The sequence below is a fragment of the Streptomyces sp. NBC_01525 genome (assembly GCF_045040405.1).
Classification (GTDB): domain Bacteria; phylum Actinomycetota; class Actinomycetes; order Streptomycetales; family Streptomycetaceae; genus Streptomyces; species Streptomyces benahoarensis.
This window is the reverse complement of record NZ_CP109397.1, coordinates 766,049-783,761: the sequence shown is the minus strand read 5'-3', so window position 1 is coordinate 783,761 and position 17,713 is coordinate 766,049. Positions and strand designations below refer to the sequence as shown.

Here is a 17,713-nt window from a genome sequence, read left to right as displayed (position 1 = left end):
GGCCTTCGCGGGCCGGACCGACATCAGACCGACAGCAGCATCACGAACATCCCGAGGCTCATCGCCAGCCGACAGGCCCCGAATGCCTCGGCGCGCCGGAGGACCGGATCCGCGACGGCGGAACGGGCCGCGGCAGCACCCTCCGGGAGCCGGGCCGTGGCACCCTCCGGCGGACCGGCCGGGGAGCCCTCCGGGAGGCCGACTGCGGCGCCCCCCGGGAGCGGCACGTCGTCGACCGGGCCCGCGCCCGCAACCGCCGGCACCGCGACCGGCTCGCCCGAAGGCATCACCCTCACATCCGCCGACACCGCCCCCCGCTCGCCCGCCCCCGGCATCAACCGGCTCCCGGCGAGGAGCACCACCCCCGCGTAGTAGACCAACAAGGCACCCGTCACCAGAGACGGGCCACCCATGCCGACGTGCCCCGCATGGCCGGCCATCGCGCCACCGTGCCCGCCCGGCATCGTCATCGGCGCCATGCCGCTCATCGCCGGGTCCGCCGCCAGGAGCGGGGTCATCGCCAGTGCCATGTAGACCATCGCCAGCGAGTCGACGGTGTGGTGCGCGTGCCGGAGCCACAGGGCCCGTAGCGCCGCGGCGGTGAAGACCGCGGCGTACACCCACGGCAGCCACGGCGCTGGCGCGAACACCGTGGCGGGCAGCGCCATCACCGCCATCGCCAGCCCCATCAGCGCCTGACCGCGCGCCTGGGACCGCTGCGCCGCCGTGCCGTGGCGCGCCCGCGACAGGCAGTACCCGCCCGCCGCGGCGCACACCACCACCAGCAGCCAACTCGTCAGCGACGGCCCGTGCACTCCGACCTCCCCACCCTGGTCCGGGACGGCGGCGGACACCCCGCAGCCCGGCCGGACACCGATCCGTACGACCGCAGAATGCCCAGGTCACGGGGGGCGCAAGGGAGCGCACGGGGGCAGGCGGGGAGCGCAGGACCGGCCGCCCCGGGGAGGCCCGGTACGGCGGCGCCACCCGGTGGCCCGGATTCGGGCCCGGTCCCCGGAGCCGCAGGTCAGGGCCGGTAGCGCAGGGGATGGTCGGCGGGCACCTCGACGAGGACGAGGCGATGGCCGTCCGGATCGGCGATCCACATCTCGATCAGGCCCCACGGTTCCCGGACCGGCGGCCGCAGGATCTCCACACCGCGCGCCGCCAGCGCGTCGTGTGCCGCGGCCACGTCCGCCACCTGGAGCCACAGCTGAAGCGTCGGCCCGGGCGCCCCGTCCGACCGGCCGGACACCTCCAGGAAGCCACCGCCCAGGAAGTACACCGTGCCCCGCTCGGGGCCCGTGCCGAACTCCCGGTAGATCTCCAGCCCCAGCGCCTCGCCGTAGAAGGCCCGCGACCGCTCGGGGTCCGCGGGCCGCACCAGCACCCTGCTGCTCAGTACCTGCACCATGCGCCGGACCCTACGCGCCCGGGGGCGCGCGGCCGGGCGCCGCGCGCGGGTTCCGGCGGCGGGGGAGTCCAGGGACACGTGTCCGGCCCGGCATCGGGACGAAAGGCCCTGATCAACCGGCGTGTCGCCTTGCTAGCCTCGCGGTGTGCCCGGCCCGGCCGCCGCACGCCCACCGCCCGCCCGAGAGGAACCCACGCACCATGCCCACCGGTGAACTCGTCTTCCGTACCGCCACCGACGCCGACATACCCGCGCTCGTCGCGCTGATCGAGTCGGCCTACCGGGGCGACGCGAGCCGGGCGGGCTGGACCACCGAGGCGGATCTGCTGAAGGGGCAGCGCACGGACCCCGAGGGCGTCGCCGCCGTGGTGCACCAGAAGGAAAGCCGGCTGCTGGTGGCCGAGCGCGACGGTGAGCCGGTCGCCTGCTGCCAGCTCGAACACCGCGGTGACCACGCCTACTTCGGCATGTTCGCGGTCCGCCCCACGCTCCAGGGCGGCGGCCTCGGCAAGGTGATCATCGCCGAGGCGGAGCGCGCCGCCCACGCCGAGTGGGGCGCCGCGGAAATGCGGATGACCGTCATCCGGCAGCGCCCTGAGCTGATCGCCTGGTACGAGCGGCGCGGCTACCGCCGCACCGGCGAGCGGAGCCCGTTCCCCTACGGCGACGAGCGGTTCGGCGTCCCGCAGCGCGACGATCTCGCCTTCGAACTGCTGGTCAAGCCCCTCGGCTGAGCCCACCGGGCGAACGGGCCGACCCGAGGACGAGCCGCGCCGGAAAGCGGCGGGCGGCGCCCCGCGGGTCGGCCCGTTCGCTACCGACGCCCCGCGGGTCGCCGCCCGCTACCAACGCCCCGCCCCCCGTGGTTCTACCAACGCCCCGCTCCCACAACCCGCTCCAGGAACTGCCGGGTCCGGGCCTCCCGCGGCGCCCCGAACAGCTCCTCGGGGGTGCCACGCTCCCGGATCACCCCGGCGTCCAGGAAACACACCTGGTCGGCGACGTCCCGGGCGAACCCCATCTCATGGGTGGCGAGCACCATCGTCATGCCCTCCTCCTTCAGCTCGCGCACCACGCCCAGCACCTCGCCCACCAGCTCCGGGTCGAGCGCCGCGGTGATCTCGTCGAGCAGCAGCAGCCGGGGGCGGCAGGCCAGCGCCCGGACGAGGGCGACGCGCTGCTGCTGCCCGCCGCTGAGCCGGTCCGGATAGGCGTCCGCCCGCCCGCCGAGCCCCAGCCGCTCCAGCAGCGCGTGCGCCCGCGCCTCCGCCTCGTCCCGCGCCACCCCGTGGACCCGGCGCGGCGCCAGCGTGATGTTGTCCAGCACCGTCATGTGCGGGAAGAGGTTGTACGCCTGGAAGACCACACCGATGCGGCGGCGCACCGCGTCCGCGTCGGCGCGCGGATCGGTGATCTCCTCGCCGTCCAGGAAGATTGCCCCGTCGTCGATCTCCTCCAGCAGATTCGCGCACCGCAGCAGCGTCGACTTGCCGGAACCGGACGCCCCGATCAGCGCCGTGACGGTGTGCGGCGCGACCTCCAGATCGACATCCCGCAGCACGACCGTGCCCCGCCCGTACGTCTTGCGGACGGCCTCCAGCCGCAGCACCGGCGCGGCATCGCCCGCCGCCGGCTCCGGCTCCACCGGCCGCGCGGCCGCTTCGCTCATACGATCCCTCCCTGGGCGCGGCGCCGGTCCATCCGGGCGGTCACCCAGTCCGTCAGGCGCGTCATCGGGATCGTCAGGGCGACGAAGACCAGCCCGGCGACCACGTACGGCGTGTAGTTGAAGTACTTGCCCGCGATGATCTGCGCCGCGTACACCGCGTCGACCGCCCCGGCGATCGACACCAGACCGGTGTCCTTCTGGAGCGAGACCAGATCGTTCAGCAGCGGCGGCACCACTCGCCGCACCGCCTGCGGCAGCACCACGAACCGCAGCGCCTGCCCACTCGACAGCCCCAGCGACCGCGCCGCGGCCCGCTGCGAGGGGTGCACCGATTCGATCCCGGCCCGGAAGACCTCCGCCACATACGCCGAGTACGTCAGGACCAGCGCCGTCCCGCCGAGCAGCACCGGATCGGTGGTGACGCCCTGGAGTCGCAGCGCCGGGACGCCGAAGACCACCATCAACAGGCAGATGATCAGCGGCAGTCCGCGGAAGAAGTCGGTGTATGCGGTGGCCAGCGCCCGCAGCGGGAAGAACACCGGACCGCGCAACGTCCGCGCCACCGCCAGTGCCATCCCGCACACCAGCACCGCGGCGCCGCACACCACCAGCAGTTCCAGGTTGAGCAGCAGTCCCTCCAGCACCTTGGGCAGCGCCATGCGCGCGTACGCGGCGCTGAAGAAGGTCTCGCGGGTGCGCTGCCAGCCGGGCGACCCGGTGATCACGACGTACAGCACGGCGCCGGTCACCAGCGTGCTCACCGTGGCGACGGTGGTGGCGCGGCGGGCCCGGGTACGCCGGTACCGTTCCCGCGCCAGCCGCCGCGCGGACGGGACGTAGCCGTCGTCCTCGGTGACCACGGGGGAGGTGCCCGACGGGCCCTTGGCGAGCCTCATTTGAGCACCGGCGCATGGGCGGTGTCGGCCAGCCACTTCTTCTCCAGGGCGGCGAGCGTGCCGTCCTTCCGTAGCGCGTCGACGGCCGCCCGGACGCACCCGGTGATCCGGCTCTGCTTGTCGAGCACCAGGCCGAACTGCTCGCCGTCTGCGCCGGTGTCCGCGAACTGCCCGACGACCTTCGCATCCTTCACCTCCGTGGAGGTGATGAAGAACGCCGTCGGCAGATCGATGAGGATCGCGTCGACCTGATGGTTCTTCAGCGCGGACTTGGCGAAGTCGTTCTTCTGGTAGACGGCGGGCCGCTGGTGGGGGCGGATCGTGTCGTTGATGACGTCGAGGCTGGTGGTACCGACCTGGGCGCCGAGCCGTACGCCCTTGAGGTCGGCGATGCTCTTGGCCTTCGCCGCCTTCGAGCCCTTGAGTGCCACGACCGCCTGCCGTACGGCGTAGTAGCCGGAGGAGAAGGCGACGGCCTGCTTGCGCGGGGCGCTGATCGAGGTCTGGTTGATGTCGAAGTCGAACTTCTTCTCACCCGGCGCGAACGCGTTGTTGAACGGCACGGTCTGCCAGGTGACCGCGGACCGCGGGTAGCCGAGCCGGTCGGCGACCGCGTAGGCGACGGCCGACTCGAAGCCCTTGCCGTTCGCCGGGTCGTCGTCCTGGAACCACGGGGCGTACGCGGGCTTGTCGGTGCCGACGGTCACCTTCCCGGCCGTCACCGTGTCCAGCTTGCCGCGCGCACAACTCGCCTTGCCCGCCCCGGCCGCACCCTCGGACGACGCGTCCTGCGGCGCACAGCCGACTGCGGCGCACCCCAACACGGCGGCACACACGGCGAACAGGGCGGGGCGGTAGGCGAGGCGCATGGCGGGAGAGTGGCAGGGCCGGAGGCCATTTGTCGAGATCACCGCGGAAATCGTCCGGATGCCGGAACGAGATTGCACCCCTATAAACTGCGGGTTTCGTACGGGGGGAAGGAAGGACGGGGCTGACGCCTCCTCACGGACGCGCGCCCCGCCCCGGCCCCGAACTCGGGCTCCAGCCCGGGCACGAGCCCCGCCCGCGACTGCCGCGGCGAACTCGTCCCAGGGTGGCCCGTCTCTCAAGCCGTGAACCGCACCGCCCGGCGGATCTCCGGCTGGTCGGTCACCACGCCGTCCAGCCCCAGGCCGCGGGCCAGCCGCAGCTGGTCGTGGGTGTTGACGGTCCACGCCACCACCCGCAGCCCCTCGGCGTGGGCCCGTTCCACCAACTCCAGGGTCAGACGGCGGATGTTGAGCGAGAGCATCGGCGCGCCCACCGCCAGCGCCCGGTCCACCACATCGGTGCCGTACCGGCTGGCGACCAGCGCGGTGCGGGTGCCCGGGACCAGGGTCCGGATGGCGGCCAGCGCCTCGTCGTGGAAGGAGATCACCTCGACCCGGCCGGTCAGATCGCGGGCCCGCAGCACCTCGGCGAGCGCCCGCGCCGCCGCCACATCCTTGATCTCGGCCTGCAGCGGCGCCCGGACCGCGTCCACGACCTCCTCGAACACCGGGATCCGCTCACCCCGCCCGGCGTCCAGCTCGCGCAGCTCCGCGAGGGTGTGTTCGGCGATCGGCCCGCTGCCGTCGGTGGTCCGGGACACGTCCGCGTCGTGCATCACCACGAGCGCGCCGTCCTTGCTCAGATGCAGATCCAGCTCGACGATGTCGAGCCCTTCGCGCTCGGCTCGGACGAACGACCGGAGCGTGTTCTCCGGCTCCACGCCCATCATTCCGCGGTGCCCGATGGTGAGAAAGGACAAGGCTGCCTCGCTTCTGTCGGCTCGGTACTGCTCTGATGTCGCCACTCGCCGTGCGGCGGTGCCATGGCCCCGTACCCCGGAACGCCCCGGACGCCCGGCCCCGGCGACGGCCCGCACCGCCCCGGCGCTCCGCACACCACGACCTCGGGCACAAAGCCGTACGAAATGGCGCACAGCCTAACGGCTCCACCGGGCCCCGGAAGCGGCGCGGACCAGCCACCGCACGCCCCTCGGCGCGCCCGTGCGACCCTCCCGTCGGGCCGCCCGTTGGGCCGTTCGTCGTGCCCCGTACCGGACGGGCGCCCTCGGCCCGCCGGCCCGGAGCACCCGCTCAGGGGTATCTGTCCGCCCCGGCCGTCCGCGAACCCGCTCACCCGCGCGTGGGCGCGTCCCCACCGGGCTGACGACGGCCCCCGTCGCGGGGTGGAGGGCGGCGGATACGGTGAGAACGTGTGGCTCCACCCCGCACCGACAGGAAAAATCCTCGTGATATGGGGGTGCCGACAGAATAATTTTCGACGGCTCCTCTTGAGCGAAAGAACCTTGGCTGGTTACGGTGGGTGCACCAGACGATCTACCGCCGGAGGGCAGTCATGACGGAAATCCTTTCGCCTGTGGGTGCTCGGGCGGGCACCGCGACCACGGAGCCGGTGACCGCGCACCCGGCCTGGCCCGCCCTGAAGGACGCAGTCGAGACCATCCGGCCGTGGCAGTCCAAGGACGGCTCGATCGACCTGACCGCCGACGGCGCCCCCACTGCGGAAACGGTTCGCCACGAGGTCGACCGGATCATCACCGTCCTCGGCGAGCTGGCCCCGCTGCTGCCGCACAACGCGGCGTACCACGACGCGCTCGCCACCGACCTGCGCCGCTGGGCGGACGACGGTTTCGGTGCGCCGGACTTCCTCGACTCGCTGCTGGCCTTCCAGCCCGCGCAGCAGCGCGCCGACGGCCTCCAGCACCTCGTGCTCTTCCCGATGTACACGCAGAACGGCAACCCGGACCGCAACTTCGAGGCCGTCGTCCTGCGCATGGTCTGGCCCGAATGGCTCGCCGAGCTGGAGCGCACCCGCTACGACAACCCGCTCTTCTGCGGCATCACCTTCGAGGACTTCACCGCCGGGTACGACACCAACTCCGCGGTCCTCTTCCCGGAGACCATCGCCGTGCGCGAGGCCCCCGAACGGTTCAGCTGGGGCGGCATCTTCTGCGACCGCGAGGCCGCGCGCTTCCGCCGCGTCAGCGAGGCGGCCGTCGACACGCTCGGCATCGACCTGCCCGACGACATCCGCGCCCTCCTCGCCGACCAGGACCGCTGCCAGCAGGCGTTCGTCCTGTGGGACATGGTCCACGACCGCACCCACAGCCACGGCGACCTGCCGTTCGACCCGTTCATGATCAAGCAGCGCCAGCCGTTCTGGATGTACGGCCTCGAAGAGCTGCGCTGCGACCTCACCGCCTTCCGCGAGGCCGTGAAGCTGGAGGCCGAGGGGTACCCGCAGGCCCGCGACGTGCAGTACGCGGTGATCTTCGACCGGATGTTCCGCTTCCCGGTCACCGGCGACCGCAACCGCAACTACGACGGCCTCGGCGGCCAGCTGCTCTTCGCCTACCTCCACCAGCACTCCGTCGTACGCTGGACGGACAACACTCTCCACATCGACTGGGAGCGGGCGCCGAAGGTCACCAACCAGCTCTGCGGTGAGATCGAGAAGCTCTACCGCGACGGCATCGACCGGCCCAAGCTGGTCCACTGGTTCGCCGCCTACGACCTCGTCTCGACATACCTCGCCCCGCACCCGGGATCGGTCTGGGCGAAGGGCCCCGACGCCCTCGACCTCGACCAGCCGCCGCGCAAGCTCGTGGACGACGTGCTGCCCGACGAGTTCCCGCTCAGCATGTTCTACGAGGCCCTTGCCAAGAAGCTGCGTACGGTGATCGCTTCCACCAAGGGCATCACGGCCGGCCGCGAGATGCCGGCGGCGGCGTGACCACCGGCCGCGCCACCACCGAAACCGCAGGTCAGTCAGGTGTCCAGAAGGATGAGGAGGCGACGGAGATGAGTACTTCGACGGGCGGCCAGGGGCCGCTGGAGGGCGCTGTCATCGCGGTGGCGGGCGCCGCCGGGCCCGCCGGGCGGGCCACCCTGCTGCGGTTGGCCGAGGCGGGCGCCACCGTCGTCGGCTGTGACGCGGATGCCGAGCGGCTGGCCGAAGCGGTCGACGCCGCCCGCTACGCCCACGGCGGTGCCAAGGTCATCGGCGACACGGTCGATCTGCTCGACCCGGAGCAGACCCGGGAGTGGGCGGGCCGTACGGAGAAGGAGTTCGGCCGGATCGACGGGCTGGTCCACCTCGTCGGCGGCTGGCGCGGCTCGAAGACCTTCGCCGAGACCGACCTGCGCGACTGGGACCTGCTGCACAACCTCCTCGTCCGTACCGTCCAGCACACCTCCCTCGCCTTCCACGAAGGGCTCCAGCGCTCCGGGAACGGCCGGTTCCTGCTGATCAGCGCCGCCGGGGCGAGCAAGCCCACGGCCGGGAACGCCGCGTATGCCGCGTCCAAGGCGGCGGCCGAGGCGTGGACGCTGGCGCTGGCCGACGCGTTCCGCAAGGCGGGGGGCGAGGAGGGCCCGCGGGCCGCGGCTGCGATCCTGGTCGTCAAGGCGCTCGTCAACGAACAGATGCGCGCCGAGCGACCGAACGCCAAGTTCGCGGGCTTCACCGACGTCGCGGAGCTGGCCGAGGCCATCGCCGGGGTCTGGGGCCGGCCCGCCCGGGAAGTGAATGGAAAGCGTCTGTGGCTGACCCCCGAGCCGTGAGCGGCGGCAAGACCGACGCCCGGCAGCACCACGACACCCAGGTACGCGGCTTCGCCAGCGACAACTACGCGGGCGCGCACCCGGAAGTGCTCGCCGCCCTCGCCCTCGCCAACGGCGGTCATCAGATCGCCTACGGCGAGGACGAGTACACCGCTCACCTCCAGCGGGTGATCCGCAGCCACTTCGGGCAGCGGGCCGAGGCGTTCCCCGTCTTCAACGGCACCGGCGCCAACGTCGTCGCACTCCAGTCGGTCACCGACCGCTGGGGCGCGGTGATCGCCGCCGAGTCGGCGCACATCAACGTCGACGAATGCGGCGCCCCGGAGCGGGTCGGCGGTCTGAAGCTGCTGACCGTGCCGACCGAGGACGGCAAGCTCACCCCGGAGCTGATCGACCGCGAGGCGTACGGCTGGGACGACGAGCACCGCGCCATGCCGCAGGTCGTCTCGATCACCCAGAGCACCGAACTGGGCACGCTCTACACCCCGGACGAGATCCGGGCGATCTGCGAGCACGCCCATGAGCGCAACATGGTGGTGCACCTCGACGGTTCGCGGATAGCCAACGCCGCGGCGTCACTGGACGTGCCGATGCGGACGTTCACCAATGCGGTGGGGGTGGACCTGCTCTCCCTGGGCGGTACGAAGAACGGCGCCGTCTTCGGGGAGGCGGTCGTCGTCCTCAACCCCGATGTGGTGCGCGGGATGAAGCATCTGCGGAAGCTGTCGATGCAGCTGGCGTCCAAGATGCGCTTCGTCTCCGTGCAGTTGGAGGCGCTGCTCGCCAAGGACCTGTGGCTGCGCAACGCCCGGCACGCCAACACCATGGCGCAGCGCCTGGCGGCCGGGGTGCGGGAGGTCGCCGGGGTGGAGATCCTCTACCCCGTGCAGGCCAACGCGGTCTTCGCCCGCCTGCCGCACGCCGTCAGCGAACGCCTCCAGAAGCGCTACCGCTTCTACTTCTGGGACGAGGCGGCCGGTGTGGTGCGGTGGATGTGCGCCTTCGACACCACCGAGGAGGACGTCGACGGCTTCCTCGCCGCCCTCCGCGAGGAGATCGGCGCCGCCTGACGGCACTGCCCTGTCTGAATAGCTATGCGCCCGACCGGAAAGTCATTGACCTCCGGTCGGGCGCATCGTTACGCTCCCGACGCATGGAGCTGATCCAGGAAACCCCGGAACTCGCGGCCTACTTGGCGGTGAGCGAGGCCATCGACCACGATCATCCGCTGGTCCGGGCCACCGCGACACTGCTGCGCGCCGAGGCCACCGACGCATACACATACGCCAAGGCCGCCTTCGAGTTCGTCCGCGACACCATCCCGCACTCCCAGGACGCCGACGATCCGCGCGTCACCTGGCGCGCCTCCGACGTCCTTGCGCGGCGTACCGGCATCTGCTTCGCCAAGTCCCACGCCCTGGCCGCCCTGTTGCGCGCCGAGGGCATCCCCGCCGCGCTCTGCTACCAGAAGCTCGACACCCTGCACGGGCTGATCGCGCTCCGGCTGCCCGGCGGCGACTGGACGCGGCAGGACCCGCGTGGCAACAAACCGGGCGTGGACGCGCAGTTCCGCACCGACCGGGAACAGCTCGCCTGGCCCGTCCGCCCGGAGCGGGGCGAGGCGGACTCACCGGTGCTGTACGCCGAACCGCTGCCCGCCGTACTCCGGTGCCTGCGCGAGGCGGCCGACCGGCCCCAGCTGTGGCGGACGCTCCCCACCGACTTCTGAGGCGGCGGGGGAAAGGCCCGGGGACCGCACGGCCCCCGGGCGCCGTCGTCAGGCGGGCGAACCGGGCGCCGCCGGGGCCGTGCCACCCAGGTGGGCCGGGATCCACCAGGTGTCGTCCGGCCCCTTGGGGCGCACGGGGTAGGCGCGCTGCGCCGCCTCCAGCAGGTCCTGGACGCGGGAGCGCAGCCGGTCGGTGATCTTCTCCGCCTGCTCGTCCGGGTCCGCCTCCATCGGCTCGCCGATCCGGATCGTGATCGGGAAGTGGTTGCGCCCCAGGTCCCGCTTGTGGCCCTTGGTCCACAGCCGCTGGGTGCCCCACAGTGCCACCGGCAGCAGCGGCACACCCGCCTCCTGCGCCAGCCGCACCGCGCCCGACTTGAAGCCCTTCAGCGTGAACGACTCCGAGATCGTCGCCTCCGGGAAGACGCCGATCACCTCGCCCGACCGCAGCGCCGACAGTGCGTGCCGGTACGCGTGCACGCCCTGCGCACGGTCCACCGGAATGTGCTTCATCGCCCGCATCAGCGGCCCGGACACCTTGTGCCGGAACACCGACTCCTTGGCCATGAACCGCACCAGACGCTTCGCCGGACGGGCCGCGAGACCCGCGAAGACGAAGTCGAGGTACCCGATGTGATTGCTCACCAGCACCGCGCCGCCGCGCCGCGGAATGTGCTCCGCCCCCGCAATGTCGAATTTCAGGTCGAGTGATTTGAAGAGGGTGCGTGCGGCACCGATCACCGGCGGATAGACCAGTTCGGCCATGTCGGGGGACCCCTTTTCTGTGCCCGGGGAGGGTTCTCCCGGCGGAAACCTACGCAGCCGTAAGAAGCGGCTTTCGGGAGATCGTGCCCGATCACAGGCGTCGCGGCTACCACAGGGGCCACCCGGGGCGGGAGATTCTCATCACGTATGCCCCACTCCCGTCGCGGACCGCGCGCCCCGGGCGTACCGTTCGCGCCTCGCGCCCCCACCTGGAACGCGGACGCGCCCGCGGGAATCAATCCGGCGCCGCGCGCGCTGTAGCGCAGGACGACTGCCCGCACCACCCCACACCCAGGAGGCCGACGGTGTCCCAGCAGGACGACGGCGTACGGCTCGGCGCGGAGAGCCTGGGGGCGCCGCTGGGGGAGCGGGCCACGCTGGTGCAGTTCTCCAGCGCCTTCTGCCAGCCCTGCCGCGCCACCCGCCGCACCCTCGCCGAGGTCGCCGCCATGGTCGACGGCGTCACCCACACCGAGATCGACGCCGAATCCCGTCTCGGACTCGTCCGGCGGCTGCGGATCGAGGGCACGCCGACCGTCCTCGTGCTCGATGCCCAGGGCGTCATCGTGCGCCGCGCCGCCGGTCAACCCCGTAAGGCCGATGTCATCGCGGCGCTCGGCGAGGCGGTCCGTGAGGGATCTCCCAGATGCCGGGCGCCTCTTGACGCTCCGCCCCGTACCTCGTCACGCTGACGTGATGCGGCCAGGAACCCTTCTGTACGGACGCGCCCACGTGGATCTGCTGCGGACCGCCAGCGCGCGCTGTCCGGGCGTGTGAGCAGCGACGACATCACCGCCGCCGGTCCCGCCACGGCGGCCGGCGGCCCTGCCACGGCTCGTACACCTCAGCAGAAGGACAATTCCATGACGGCATCGCCCGATCTCGGCGCGCCCCGCACCGCCTCCCCCGAACTCCTGCGCTCCGTCTTCCGGCAGCACGCCGCGGGCGTCGCGGTGATCACCGCGCGGGGCGAGCGCCCCGTCGGTTTCACGGCGACCTCCCTGACCTCCGTCGCCGCCGAACCGCCGCTGCTCTCCTTCGGCGTCGCCACCACCGCCTCCTCCTGGCCCGTGCTCGCCGGGACGGACCACCTGGGCGTGCACATACTCGGCGAGCACCAGCAGGAGCTGGCCGCCACCTTCGCCCGCAGCGGCGCCGACCGCTTCGGCCCCGGCACCTCCTGGCGCACCGGCCCCGAGGGTGTACCGCTGCTCGACGGCGTCCTCGCCTGGTTGGTGTGCCGGGTCGTCGCCCGTATCCCGGCCGGTGATCACCGCATCGTCCTCGCCCAGCCGCTCCTCGGCGACCCGGCGGGACCGGGCCGTCCGCTCCTGTACCACCAGGGGCGCTTCAACGCGCTGCGCGACTGACGGGTTCCCGTAACGCTTCGTCATCCCCGGGTCGGGGCCGTTGGGTAGGTCACAGTCCAGCGGCCTTGATTCCGGGGACGACACTGTATGTACTGGTGAGTAATATCGGGGTCGGCGCGGGGAGCCCGAACCGACCCGGAGCCGCCCCCACAGGCGCCTATGCTGCCAGCACAAGGCAGTTCTGAAGAGACGAAGCAGGTAGGAGAGCCGGCGTGAGCTTGAGGATCGTTGTCTGTGTGAAGTACGTGCCCGACGCCACCGGCGACCGGCACTTCGCCGAGGACCTGACCGTCGACCGCGACGACGTGGACGGCCTCCTCTCGGAGCTGGACGAATACGCCGTCGAGCAGGCCCTGCAGATCAAGGAGGCGGCCGACGACGCCGAGGTCACCGTCCTCACCGTTGGCCCCGAGGACGCCAACGACGCGCTGCGCAAGGCGCTGTCGATGGGCGCGGACAAGGGCATCCACGTCGAGGACGACGACCTGCACGGCACCGACGCGCTGGGCACCTCCCTCGTGCTCGCCAAGGCCATCGAGAAGGCCGGTTACGACCTGGTCGTCTGCGGTATGGCCTCCACCGACGGCACCATGGGCGTGCTGCCCGCCCTGCTTGCCGAGCGGCTGAACGTCCCGCAGGTCACCCAGCTCTCCGAGGTCGCCGTCGACGGCGGCAAGGTGACCGGCCGCCGTGACGGCGACACCGCCAGCGAGCAGCTGGAGGCGTCGCTCCCGGCCGTCGTGTCCGTGACCGACCAGTCCGGCGAGGCGCGCTACCCCTCCTTCAAGGGCATCATGGCCGCCAAGAAGAAGCCGGTGGAGTCCTGGGAGCTGGACGACCTCGACATCGACGCGGACGAGGTCGGCCTGGAGGGTGCCTGGACCGCGGTCGACGCCGCCGTGGAGCGCCCGGCCCGTACGGCCGGCACGATCGTCACGGACGAGGGCGAGGGCGGCAAGCAGCTCGCCGAGTTCCTCGCGGGCCAGAAGTTCATCTGAGGCCCACCGGCCGGGGGTTCGCGCCCGCGCACCCCGGCCGCCCTTGCAACCGCCCTCATTCTTCCCGCAGGAGAGTCACCCCATGGCTGAAGTTCTTGTCTACGTCGACCACGTGGACGGTGCCGTCCGCAAGCCCACCCTCGAACTGCTCACCCTGGCTCGCCGCATCGGCGAGCCGGTGGCCGTGCACCTCGGCGCCGGTGCGGACACCGCCGCCGTCACCCTCGCCGAGCACGGCGCGGTGAAGGTGCTCGCCGCCGACGCCCCCGAGTTCACCGAGTACCTCGTCGCCCCCAAGGTCGACGCGCTCCAGGCCGCCTACGAGGCGGTGTCCCCGGCCGCCGTGCTGCTGCCGTCCTCCGCCGAGGGCAAGGAGATCGGTGCGCGTCTCGCGGTGCGTATCGGCTCCGGCATCATCACCGACGTCGTCGACCTGGAGGCCGGTGACGAGGGCCCGGTCGCCACGCAGTCCGTCTTCGCGGCGTCCTTCACCACCAAGTCGCGCGTCACCACCGGCACCCCGGTCATCACCGTCAAGCCCAACTCCGCCGCGCCCGAGGCCGCTCCGGCCGCAGGTACGGTCGAGCAGCTCGATGTGACCGTCGCCGACTCCTCCAAGGGCACCAAGATCGTCTCGCGCACCCCGCGGGAGTCGACCGGCCGCCCGGAGCTGACCGAGGCCGCGATCGTGGTCTCCGGTGGCCGCGGCGTCAACGGCGCCGAGAACTTCCCGGTCATCGAGGCGCTGGCCGACTCGCTCGGTGCCGCCGTCGGTGCCTCGCGTGCCGCGGTGGACGCCGGTTGGTACCCGCACACCAACCAGGTCGGCCAGACCGGTAAGTCGGTCTCGCCGCAGCTGTACATCGCCGCCGGTATCTCCGGTGCGATCCAGCACCGCGCCGGTATGCAGACCTCCAAGACGATCGTCGCCATCAACAAGGACGCCGAGGCCCCGATCTTCGAGCTGGTCGACTACGGCGTCGTCGGCGACCTCTTCCACGTCGTCCCGGCCCTGACCGAAGAGGTCAAGATCCGCAAGGGCTGAGTCACTTCGGGCCGGCCGGCCCGCGCTCATGGTGAAGGCCCCGTACGCGCGCGTACGGGGCCTTCACCATGAGCGGTCAGTCGCCGGTGACGCCGTCGATCCGCTCCCGCAGCAGATCCGCGTGGCCGTTGTGCCGGGCGTACTCCTCGATGAGATGGGCGTATATCCAGCGCAGACTGAGCTCCCGGCCGCGCGGTGCGGCGAACGTCTCGTCGAGGCCGCGGTCCGCCACCGCCGCATCGCACGCCACGGTCTCCGCGCGGAACGCGGCGAGATCGGCCTCGGCGCTCTCGGGAGTGCCGTCGTCGTGGTCGGCGTCGAGGTTCTCGTCCGTGATGTGGAGCGAGGGGATCAGTTCGCGGGCGAACCGCTGCCGCAACCAGGCGCGTTCGACATCGGTGAGGTGGCGTACCAGCCCGAGGAGGCTGAGGGTGGAGGGCGCCGCGCTGCGCAGCGTCAGCTGTTCGCCGGTCAGGCCCGCGCATTTGGTCAGCAGGGTGTCGCGGTGCCAGTCGAGCCAGCCCTGCAGCATCTCGCGCTCGCCGACGGCGGCGGGCATCGGGCGGCGTTCCACAAAGGGTGCGATCCAAGTCGTCATGCGGTGAGTCTGCCGGGGCGCGCCGCGCGGTGCCAGGCACTTTGCGGGGCCATGGGTCGCCGGGCCGGGCCACCGCACCGGGGCGTCCCGGCCGTTGCGCCGCCCGGCCGTGGCGACGGCCCGTGGTGGGCGCAAAGAGGTGTTGACCTTGCCACCCGCCAAGGTTAGCTTCGCTATGCGGATTGTTGATTCCGTTACACGGAAGTTGCTCGCGTATCGCGCGTAACCATCGGGAGGATGTCGAATGGGGCAGCAGGAGACCGTGGCGACCAGCCTTGCGGACACCGTACGCGAGGACATCGGGGCCTCCCTCGCCGACGTCGACGCGGACCTCGCCCGCCGGTACCCGGGCGACCCCGGCACCCGCCAGCCGGTTCACACCGTCTACGTCCCCGCCGACGCCTTCACCGCCACCACCCTGCGGACCTGGGGCGACGAGGCGCTGGCCGCCCTCGACGCGCACGCGCCGGACGCCGGTGCGCTCGCCCGCGTCCTCGGCATCCCCGACGACCTCGCCGGGCCCGTCCACGACCGCGTCCGCGACAAACTGTCGCGCGAGCCGGTCGAGGACCTCCGTATCGACTTCGAGGACGGCTACGGGCCCCGGCCCGACGCCGAGGAGGACGCGGCCGCCGCCCGCGCCGCTGCCCTCGTCGCCGCCGCGTACCGCGACGGCACCGCCGCGCCCTGCATGGGCATCCGCATGAAGTGCATGGAGGCCGCCGTCCGCGACCGCGGCATCCGCACGCTCGACATCTTCCTCACCGGCCTGATGAACGCCGGTGGCCTGCCCGAGGGCCTGGTCCTCACGCTGCCCAAGGTGACCTACGCCGAGCAGGTCACCGCGATGGTCCGCCTGCTGGAGGAGTTCGAGAAGGCGCACGGGCCGGCGAGCGGCCGGATCGGCTTCGAGATCCAGATCGAGACCACCCAGTCCATCCTCGGGGCCGACGGCCGCGCCACCGTCGCCCGCATGATCGAGGCCGCCGAGGGCCGCGCCACCTCGCTCCACTACGGCACCTTCGACTACAGCGCCTCCTGCGGTGTCAGCGCCGCCCACCAGTCCCTGGACCACCCGGTCGCCGACCACGCCAAGGCCGTCATGCAGGTCGCCGCCGCCGGGACGGGCGTCCGCCTCTCCGACGGCTCGACCAACGTCCTGCCCGTGGGCACCACCGAACAGGTCCACGCCGCCTGGCGCCTGCACCACGGTCTCGTCCGCCGCTCCCTCGCCCGCGCCTACTACCAGGGCTGGGACATGCACCCGGGCCACCTCCCGACCCGCTACGCCGCGGTCTATGCCTTCTACCGCGAGGGCCTGGAGCAGGCCGCGGCCCGGCTCGCCGCCTACGTCGGCAAGGCCGGCGGCACGGTCATGGACGAACCCGCCACCGCCAAGGCGCTCAGCTCCTCCCTCCTGCGCGGTCTGGACTGCGGCGCCCTCGACACCGCCGAGGTCGCCCGGCTCACCGGACTGACCCGCACCGAACTGGACGCTCTCGCGGGGCGCCCGGTCCGCCAGGGCCTGTCGTCACACTCCCGCCTCCGGGCGGCAACGGGAGTGTGACGACAGGCCCTGGTCATGAGCCACCGGGCCGCCGCCACCGGGGAGCGGCGGCCCGTCCCGCTCAGCCCGCCACCTCGGCGGCCACCTGCCGCAGGGCCGCCACCACCGCCGCGACCGGCTCCGCCACCGGCCCCGGCAGCCGTACGACGGTGACCCGCCGCACCTCCTCGGCGACGCCCTCGACCGGCACCAGCCGCACCCCCGGCGGCAACGCCGGGTGCAGCGCCTCCGGAACCGTCGTCACCCCCGCGCCCGCGGCCACGAGATGGAGCTTGGTCAGCCAGTCCCGCGCGCTGTGGTGGGCCCGGGGCCGTCCCGGCAGCCCGGGCCACACCCCGAACAGCGCGCCGTCCGCCCCCGACGGTCCGGCGATCCACGGCTCCCCGGCGATCTCCTCCGCGGTGACCGTGGTGCGCCCGGCGAACCGCCCGTGCACCGCGACCGCCACCCGCAGCCGCACCTCCAGCAACGGCTCGGCCCGTAGCGCGGGCGCGTCCGTGTCGGGGGAGCGGTGCGGCGGCCGGGAGGAGAGCAGCGCGAGATCGAGCCGCCCGCTGCGCAGCGCGCGCACCAGCGCCGGGGTGCCCGCCTCCCGGGTCACGGCCCGTACCCGCGGCCGGTCCTGACGGAGCGTCGCCAGCGCCCGGGCCACCAGCACCGGCCCGGCGGACGAGAAGAACCCGAGCCGCACCTCGCCCTCGCCCGCCGCCGTGCCCCGTAGCTCCCGCCCGGCCGCGTCCACGGCGTCCAGGGCGACGACGGCGTGGCGCAGCAGTGCCCGTCCGGCGGCGGTCGGCCGCACCCCGCCGCGGCGGCGGTCGAAGAGCCGCGCCCCGGCGGCCCGTTCCACCGCGGCCACCTGCCGGGACACCGCCGACTGCGAGAAGCCGAGCGCCCCCGCCGCGGCGGTGAAACTGCCCCGCTCGGCGACCTCCCGCAGCACCCGCAGCCCGGCCAGCGTCACGTCCATGCCCTCACCCGTGCGCTCATCCATGCGCGGTGAGCATAGTCAGCATGCGCATCATGCGCTGGTGGCAAGGGAGTTGAGGCCC

19 protein-coding genes are annotated in these 17,713 nt (G+C 72.6%); 10 read left to right on the top strand and 9 right to left on the bottom strand.

Annotated elements, in window-relative coordinates; translation table 11 throughout:
* Positions 1-23 precede the first annotated feature (23 nt).
* Together OG422_RS03475 and OG422_RS03470 are read right to left on the bottom strand one after the other, a co-directional pair.
* Complete coding sequence (locus OG422_RS03475; RefSeq protein ID WP_405739525.1) at positions 24-815, bottom strand: DUF5134 domain-containing protein; 792 nt, start codon at positions 813-815, stop codon at positions 24-26.
* Positions 816-1,027: 212 nt separating this feature from the next.
* Positions 1,028-1,414: a VOC family protein gene (locus OG422_RS03470; RefSeq protein WP_405739522.1), complete on the bottom strand. Its 387-nt coding sequence runs from the start codon at positions 1,412-1,414 to the stop codon at positions 1,028-1,030.
* A gap of 200 nt (positions 1,415-1,614) precedes the next feature.
* Between OG422_RS03470 and OG422_RS03465 the strand changes: the two genes are divergently transcribed.
* On the top strand, positions 1,615-2,148 hold the full coding sequence (locus tag OG422_RS03465) for a GNAT family N-acetyltransferase (RefSeq protein WP_405739519.1): 534 nt from the start codon (positions 1,615-1,617) through the stop codon (positions 2,146-2,148).
* A gap of 134 nt (positions 2,149-2,282) precedes the next feature.
* Here the strand turns inward: OG422_RS03465 and OG422_RS03460 are convergent, their stop codons facing one another.
* The 4 genes from OG422_RS03460 to OG422_RS03445 all read right to left on the bottom strand — a co-directional run bounded on the left by OG422_RS03460 (position 2,283) and on the right by OG422_RS03445 (position 5,768).
* Positions 2,283-3,083, bottom strand: a complete 801-nt coding sequence (locus OG422_RS03460; RefSeq protein ID WP_405739516.1) for an amino acid ABC transporter ATP-binding protein — start codon at positions 3,081-3,083, stop codon at positions 2,283-2,285.
* Positions 3,080-3,979, bottom strand: a complete 900-nt coding sequence (locus OG422_RS03455; protein ID WP_405739513.1) for an amino acid ABC transporter permease — start codon at positions 3,977-3,979, stop codon at positions 3,080-3,082. The genes OG422_RS03460 and OG422_RS03455 overlap by 4 nt, the downstream gene beginning before the upstream one ends.
* Positions 3,976-4,848 carry an ABC transporter substrate-binding protein gene (locus OG422_RS03450; protein ID WP_405739510.1) on the bottom strand — a complete coding sequence of 291 codons (873 nt, stop codon included), beginning with the start codon at positions 4,846-4,848 and terminating at the stop codon, positions 3,976-3,978. Before OG422_RS03450 ends, OG422_RS03455 begins: the two co-directional genes overlap by 4 nt.
* 236 nt (positions 4,849-5,084) lie before the next feature.
* Complete coding sequence (locus OG422_RS03445) at positions 5,085-5,768, bottom strand: glycerophosphodiester phosphodiesterase (RefSeq protein ID WP_405739507.1); 684 nt, start codon at positions 5,766-5,768, stop codon at positions 5,085-5,087.
* A gap of 593 nt (positions 5,769-6,361) precedes the next feature.
* On the opposite strand from OG422_RS03445, the gene OG422_RS03440 reads away from it, so the two are divergent.
* From OG422_RS03440 to OG422_RS03425, 4 genes are all read left to right on the top strand, one after another.
* The gene (locus OG422_RS03440) at positions 6,362-7,759 is read left to right on the top strand and encodes a DUF6421 family protein (protein WP_405739504.1); all 1,398 of its coding nucleotides are present in this window, start codon (positions 6,362-6,364) and stop codon (positions 7,757-7,759) included.
* A 68-nt stretch (positions 7,760-7,827) separates the two neighbouring features.
* On the top strand, positions 7,828-8,589 hold the full coding sequence (locus OG422_RS03435; RefSeq protein ID WP_185993927.1) for an SDR family NAD(P)-dependent oxidoreductase: 762 nt from the start codon (positions 7,828-7,830) through the stop codon (positions 8,587-8,589).
* Complete coding sequence (locus tag OG422_RS03430; protein ID WP_405739500.1) at positions 8,568-9,659, top strand: threonine aldolase family protein; 1,092 nt, start codon at positions 8,568-8,570, stop codon at positions 9,657-9,659. Before OG422_RS03435 ends, OG422_RS03430 begins: the two co-directional genes overlap by 22 nt.
* Positions 9,660-9,742: 83 nt before the next feature.
* Entirely contained in the window at positions 9,743-10,318 is a 576-nt protein-coding gene (locus OG422_RS03425; protein ID WP_405739497.1) for a transglutaminase family protein, read from the top strand.
* Positions 10,319-10,366: 48 nt separating this feature from the next.
* Here the strand turns inward: OG422_RS03425 and OG422_RS03420 are convergent, their stop codons facing one another.
* Positions 10,367-11,083 carry a 1-acyl-sn-glycerol-3-phosphate acyltransferase gene (locus OG422_RS03420; protein WP_143942036.1) on the bottom strand — a complete coding sequence of 239 codons (717 nt, stop codon included), beginning with the start codon at positions 11,081-11,083 and terminating at the stop codon, positions 10,367-10,369.
* 305 nt (positions 11,084-11,388) lie between these two features.
* On the opposite strand from OG422_RS03420, the gene OG422_RS03415 reads away from it, so the two are divergent.
* The 4 genes from OG422_RS03415 (at position 11,389) to OG422_RS03400 (ending at position 14,496) form a co-directional block, all read left to right on the top strand.
* Positions 11,389-11,775, top strand: coding sequence for a TlpA family protein disulfide reductase (locus OG422_RS03415; RefSeq protein ID WP_405739494.1), 387 nt, complete (start codon positions 11,389-11,391; stop codon positions 11,773-11,775).
* Positions 11,776-11,946: 171 nt separating this feature from the next.
* Positions 11,947-12,453 carry a flavin reductase family protein gene (locus OG422_RS03410; RefSeq protein WP_405739491.1) on the top strand — a complete coding sequence of 169 codons (507 nt, stop codon included), beginning with the start codon at positions 11,947-11,949 and terminating at the stop codon, positions 12,451-12,453.
* Between the two features lie 212 nt (positions 12,454-12,665).
* Positions 12,666-13,451 carry an electron transfer flavoprotein subunit beta/FixA family protein gene (locus OG422_RS03405; protein ID WP_143942039.1) on the top strand — a complete coding sequence of 262 codons (786 nt, stop codon included), beginning with the start codon at positions 12,666-12,668 and terminating at the stop codon, positions 13,449-13,451.
* Between the two features lie 82 nt (positions 13,452-13,533).
* On the top strand, positions 13,534-14,496 hold the full coding sequence (locus OG422_RS03400; protein WP_405739488.1) for an electron transfer flavoprotein subunit alpha/FixB family protein: 963 nt from the start codon (positions 13,534-13,536) through the stop codon (positions 14,494-14,496).
* A 76-nt stretch (positions 14,497-14,572) separates the two neighbouring features.
* Here the strand turns inward: OG422_RS03400 and OG422_RS03395 are convergent, their stop codons facing one another.
* Complete coding sequence (locus OG422_RS03395; protein WP_405739485.1) at positions 14,573-15,094, bottom strand: DinB family protein; 522 nt, start codon at positions 15,092-15,094, stop codon at positions 14,573-14,575.
* A gap of 244 nt (positions 15,095-15,338) precedes the next feature.
* On the opposite strand from OG422_RS03395, the gene OG422_RS03390 reads away from it, so the two are divergent.
* Positions 15,339-16,661, top strand: coding sequence for a DUF6986 family protein (locus OG422_RS03390; protein WP_405739482.1), 1,323 nt, complete (start codon positions 15,339-15,341; stop codon positions 16,659-16,661).
* A gap of 61 nt (positions 16,662-16,722) precedes the next feature.
* On the opposite strand, the gene OG422_RS03385 is transcribed toward OG422_RS03390, so the two are convergent.
* Positions 16,723-17,655, bottom strand: a complete 933-nt coding sequence (locus OG422_RS03385) for a LysR family transcriptional regulator (RefSeq protein WP_405739479.1) — start codon at positions 17,653-17,655, stop codon at positions 16,723-16,725.
* Positions 17,656-17,713: the final 58 nt, after the last annotated feature.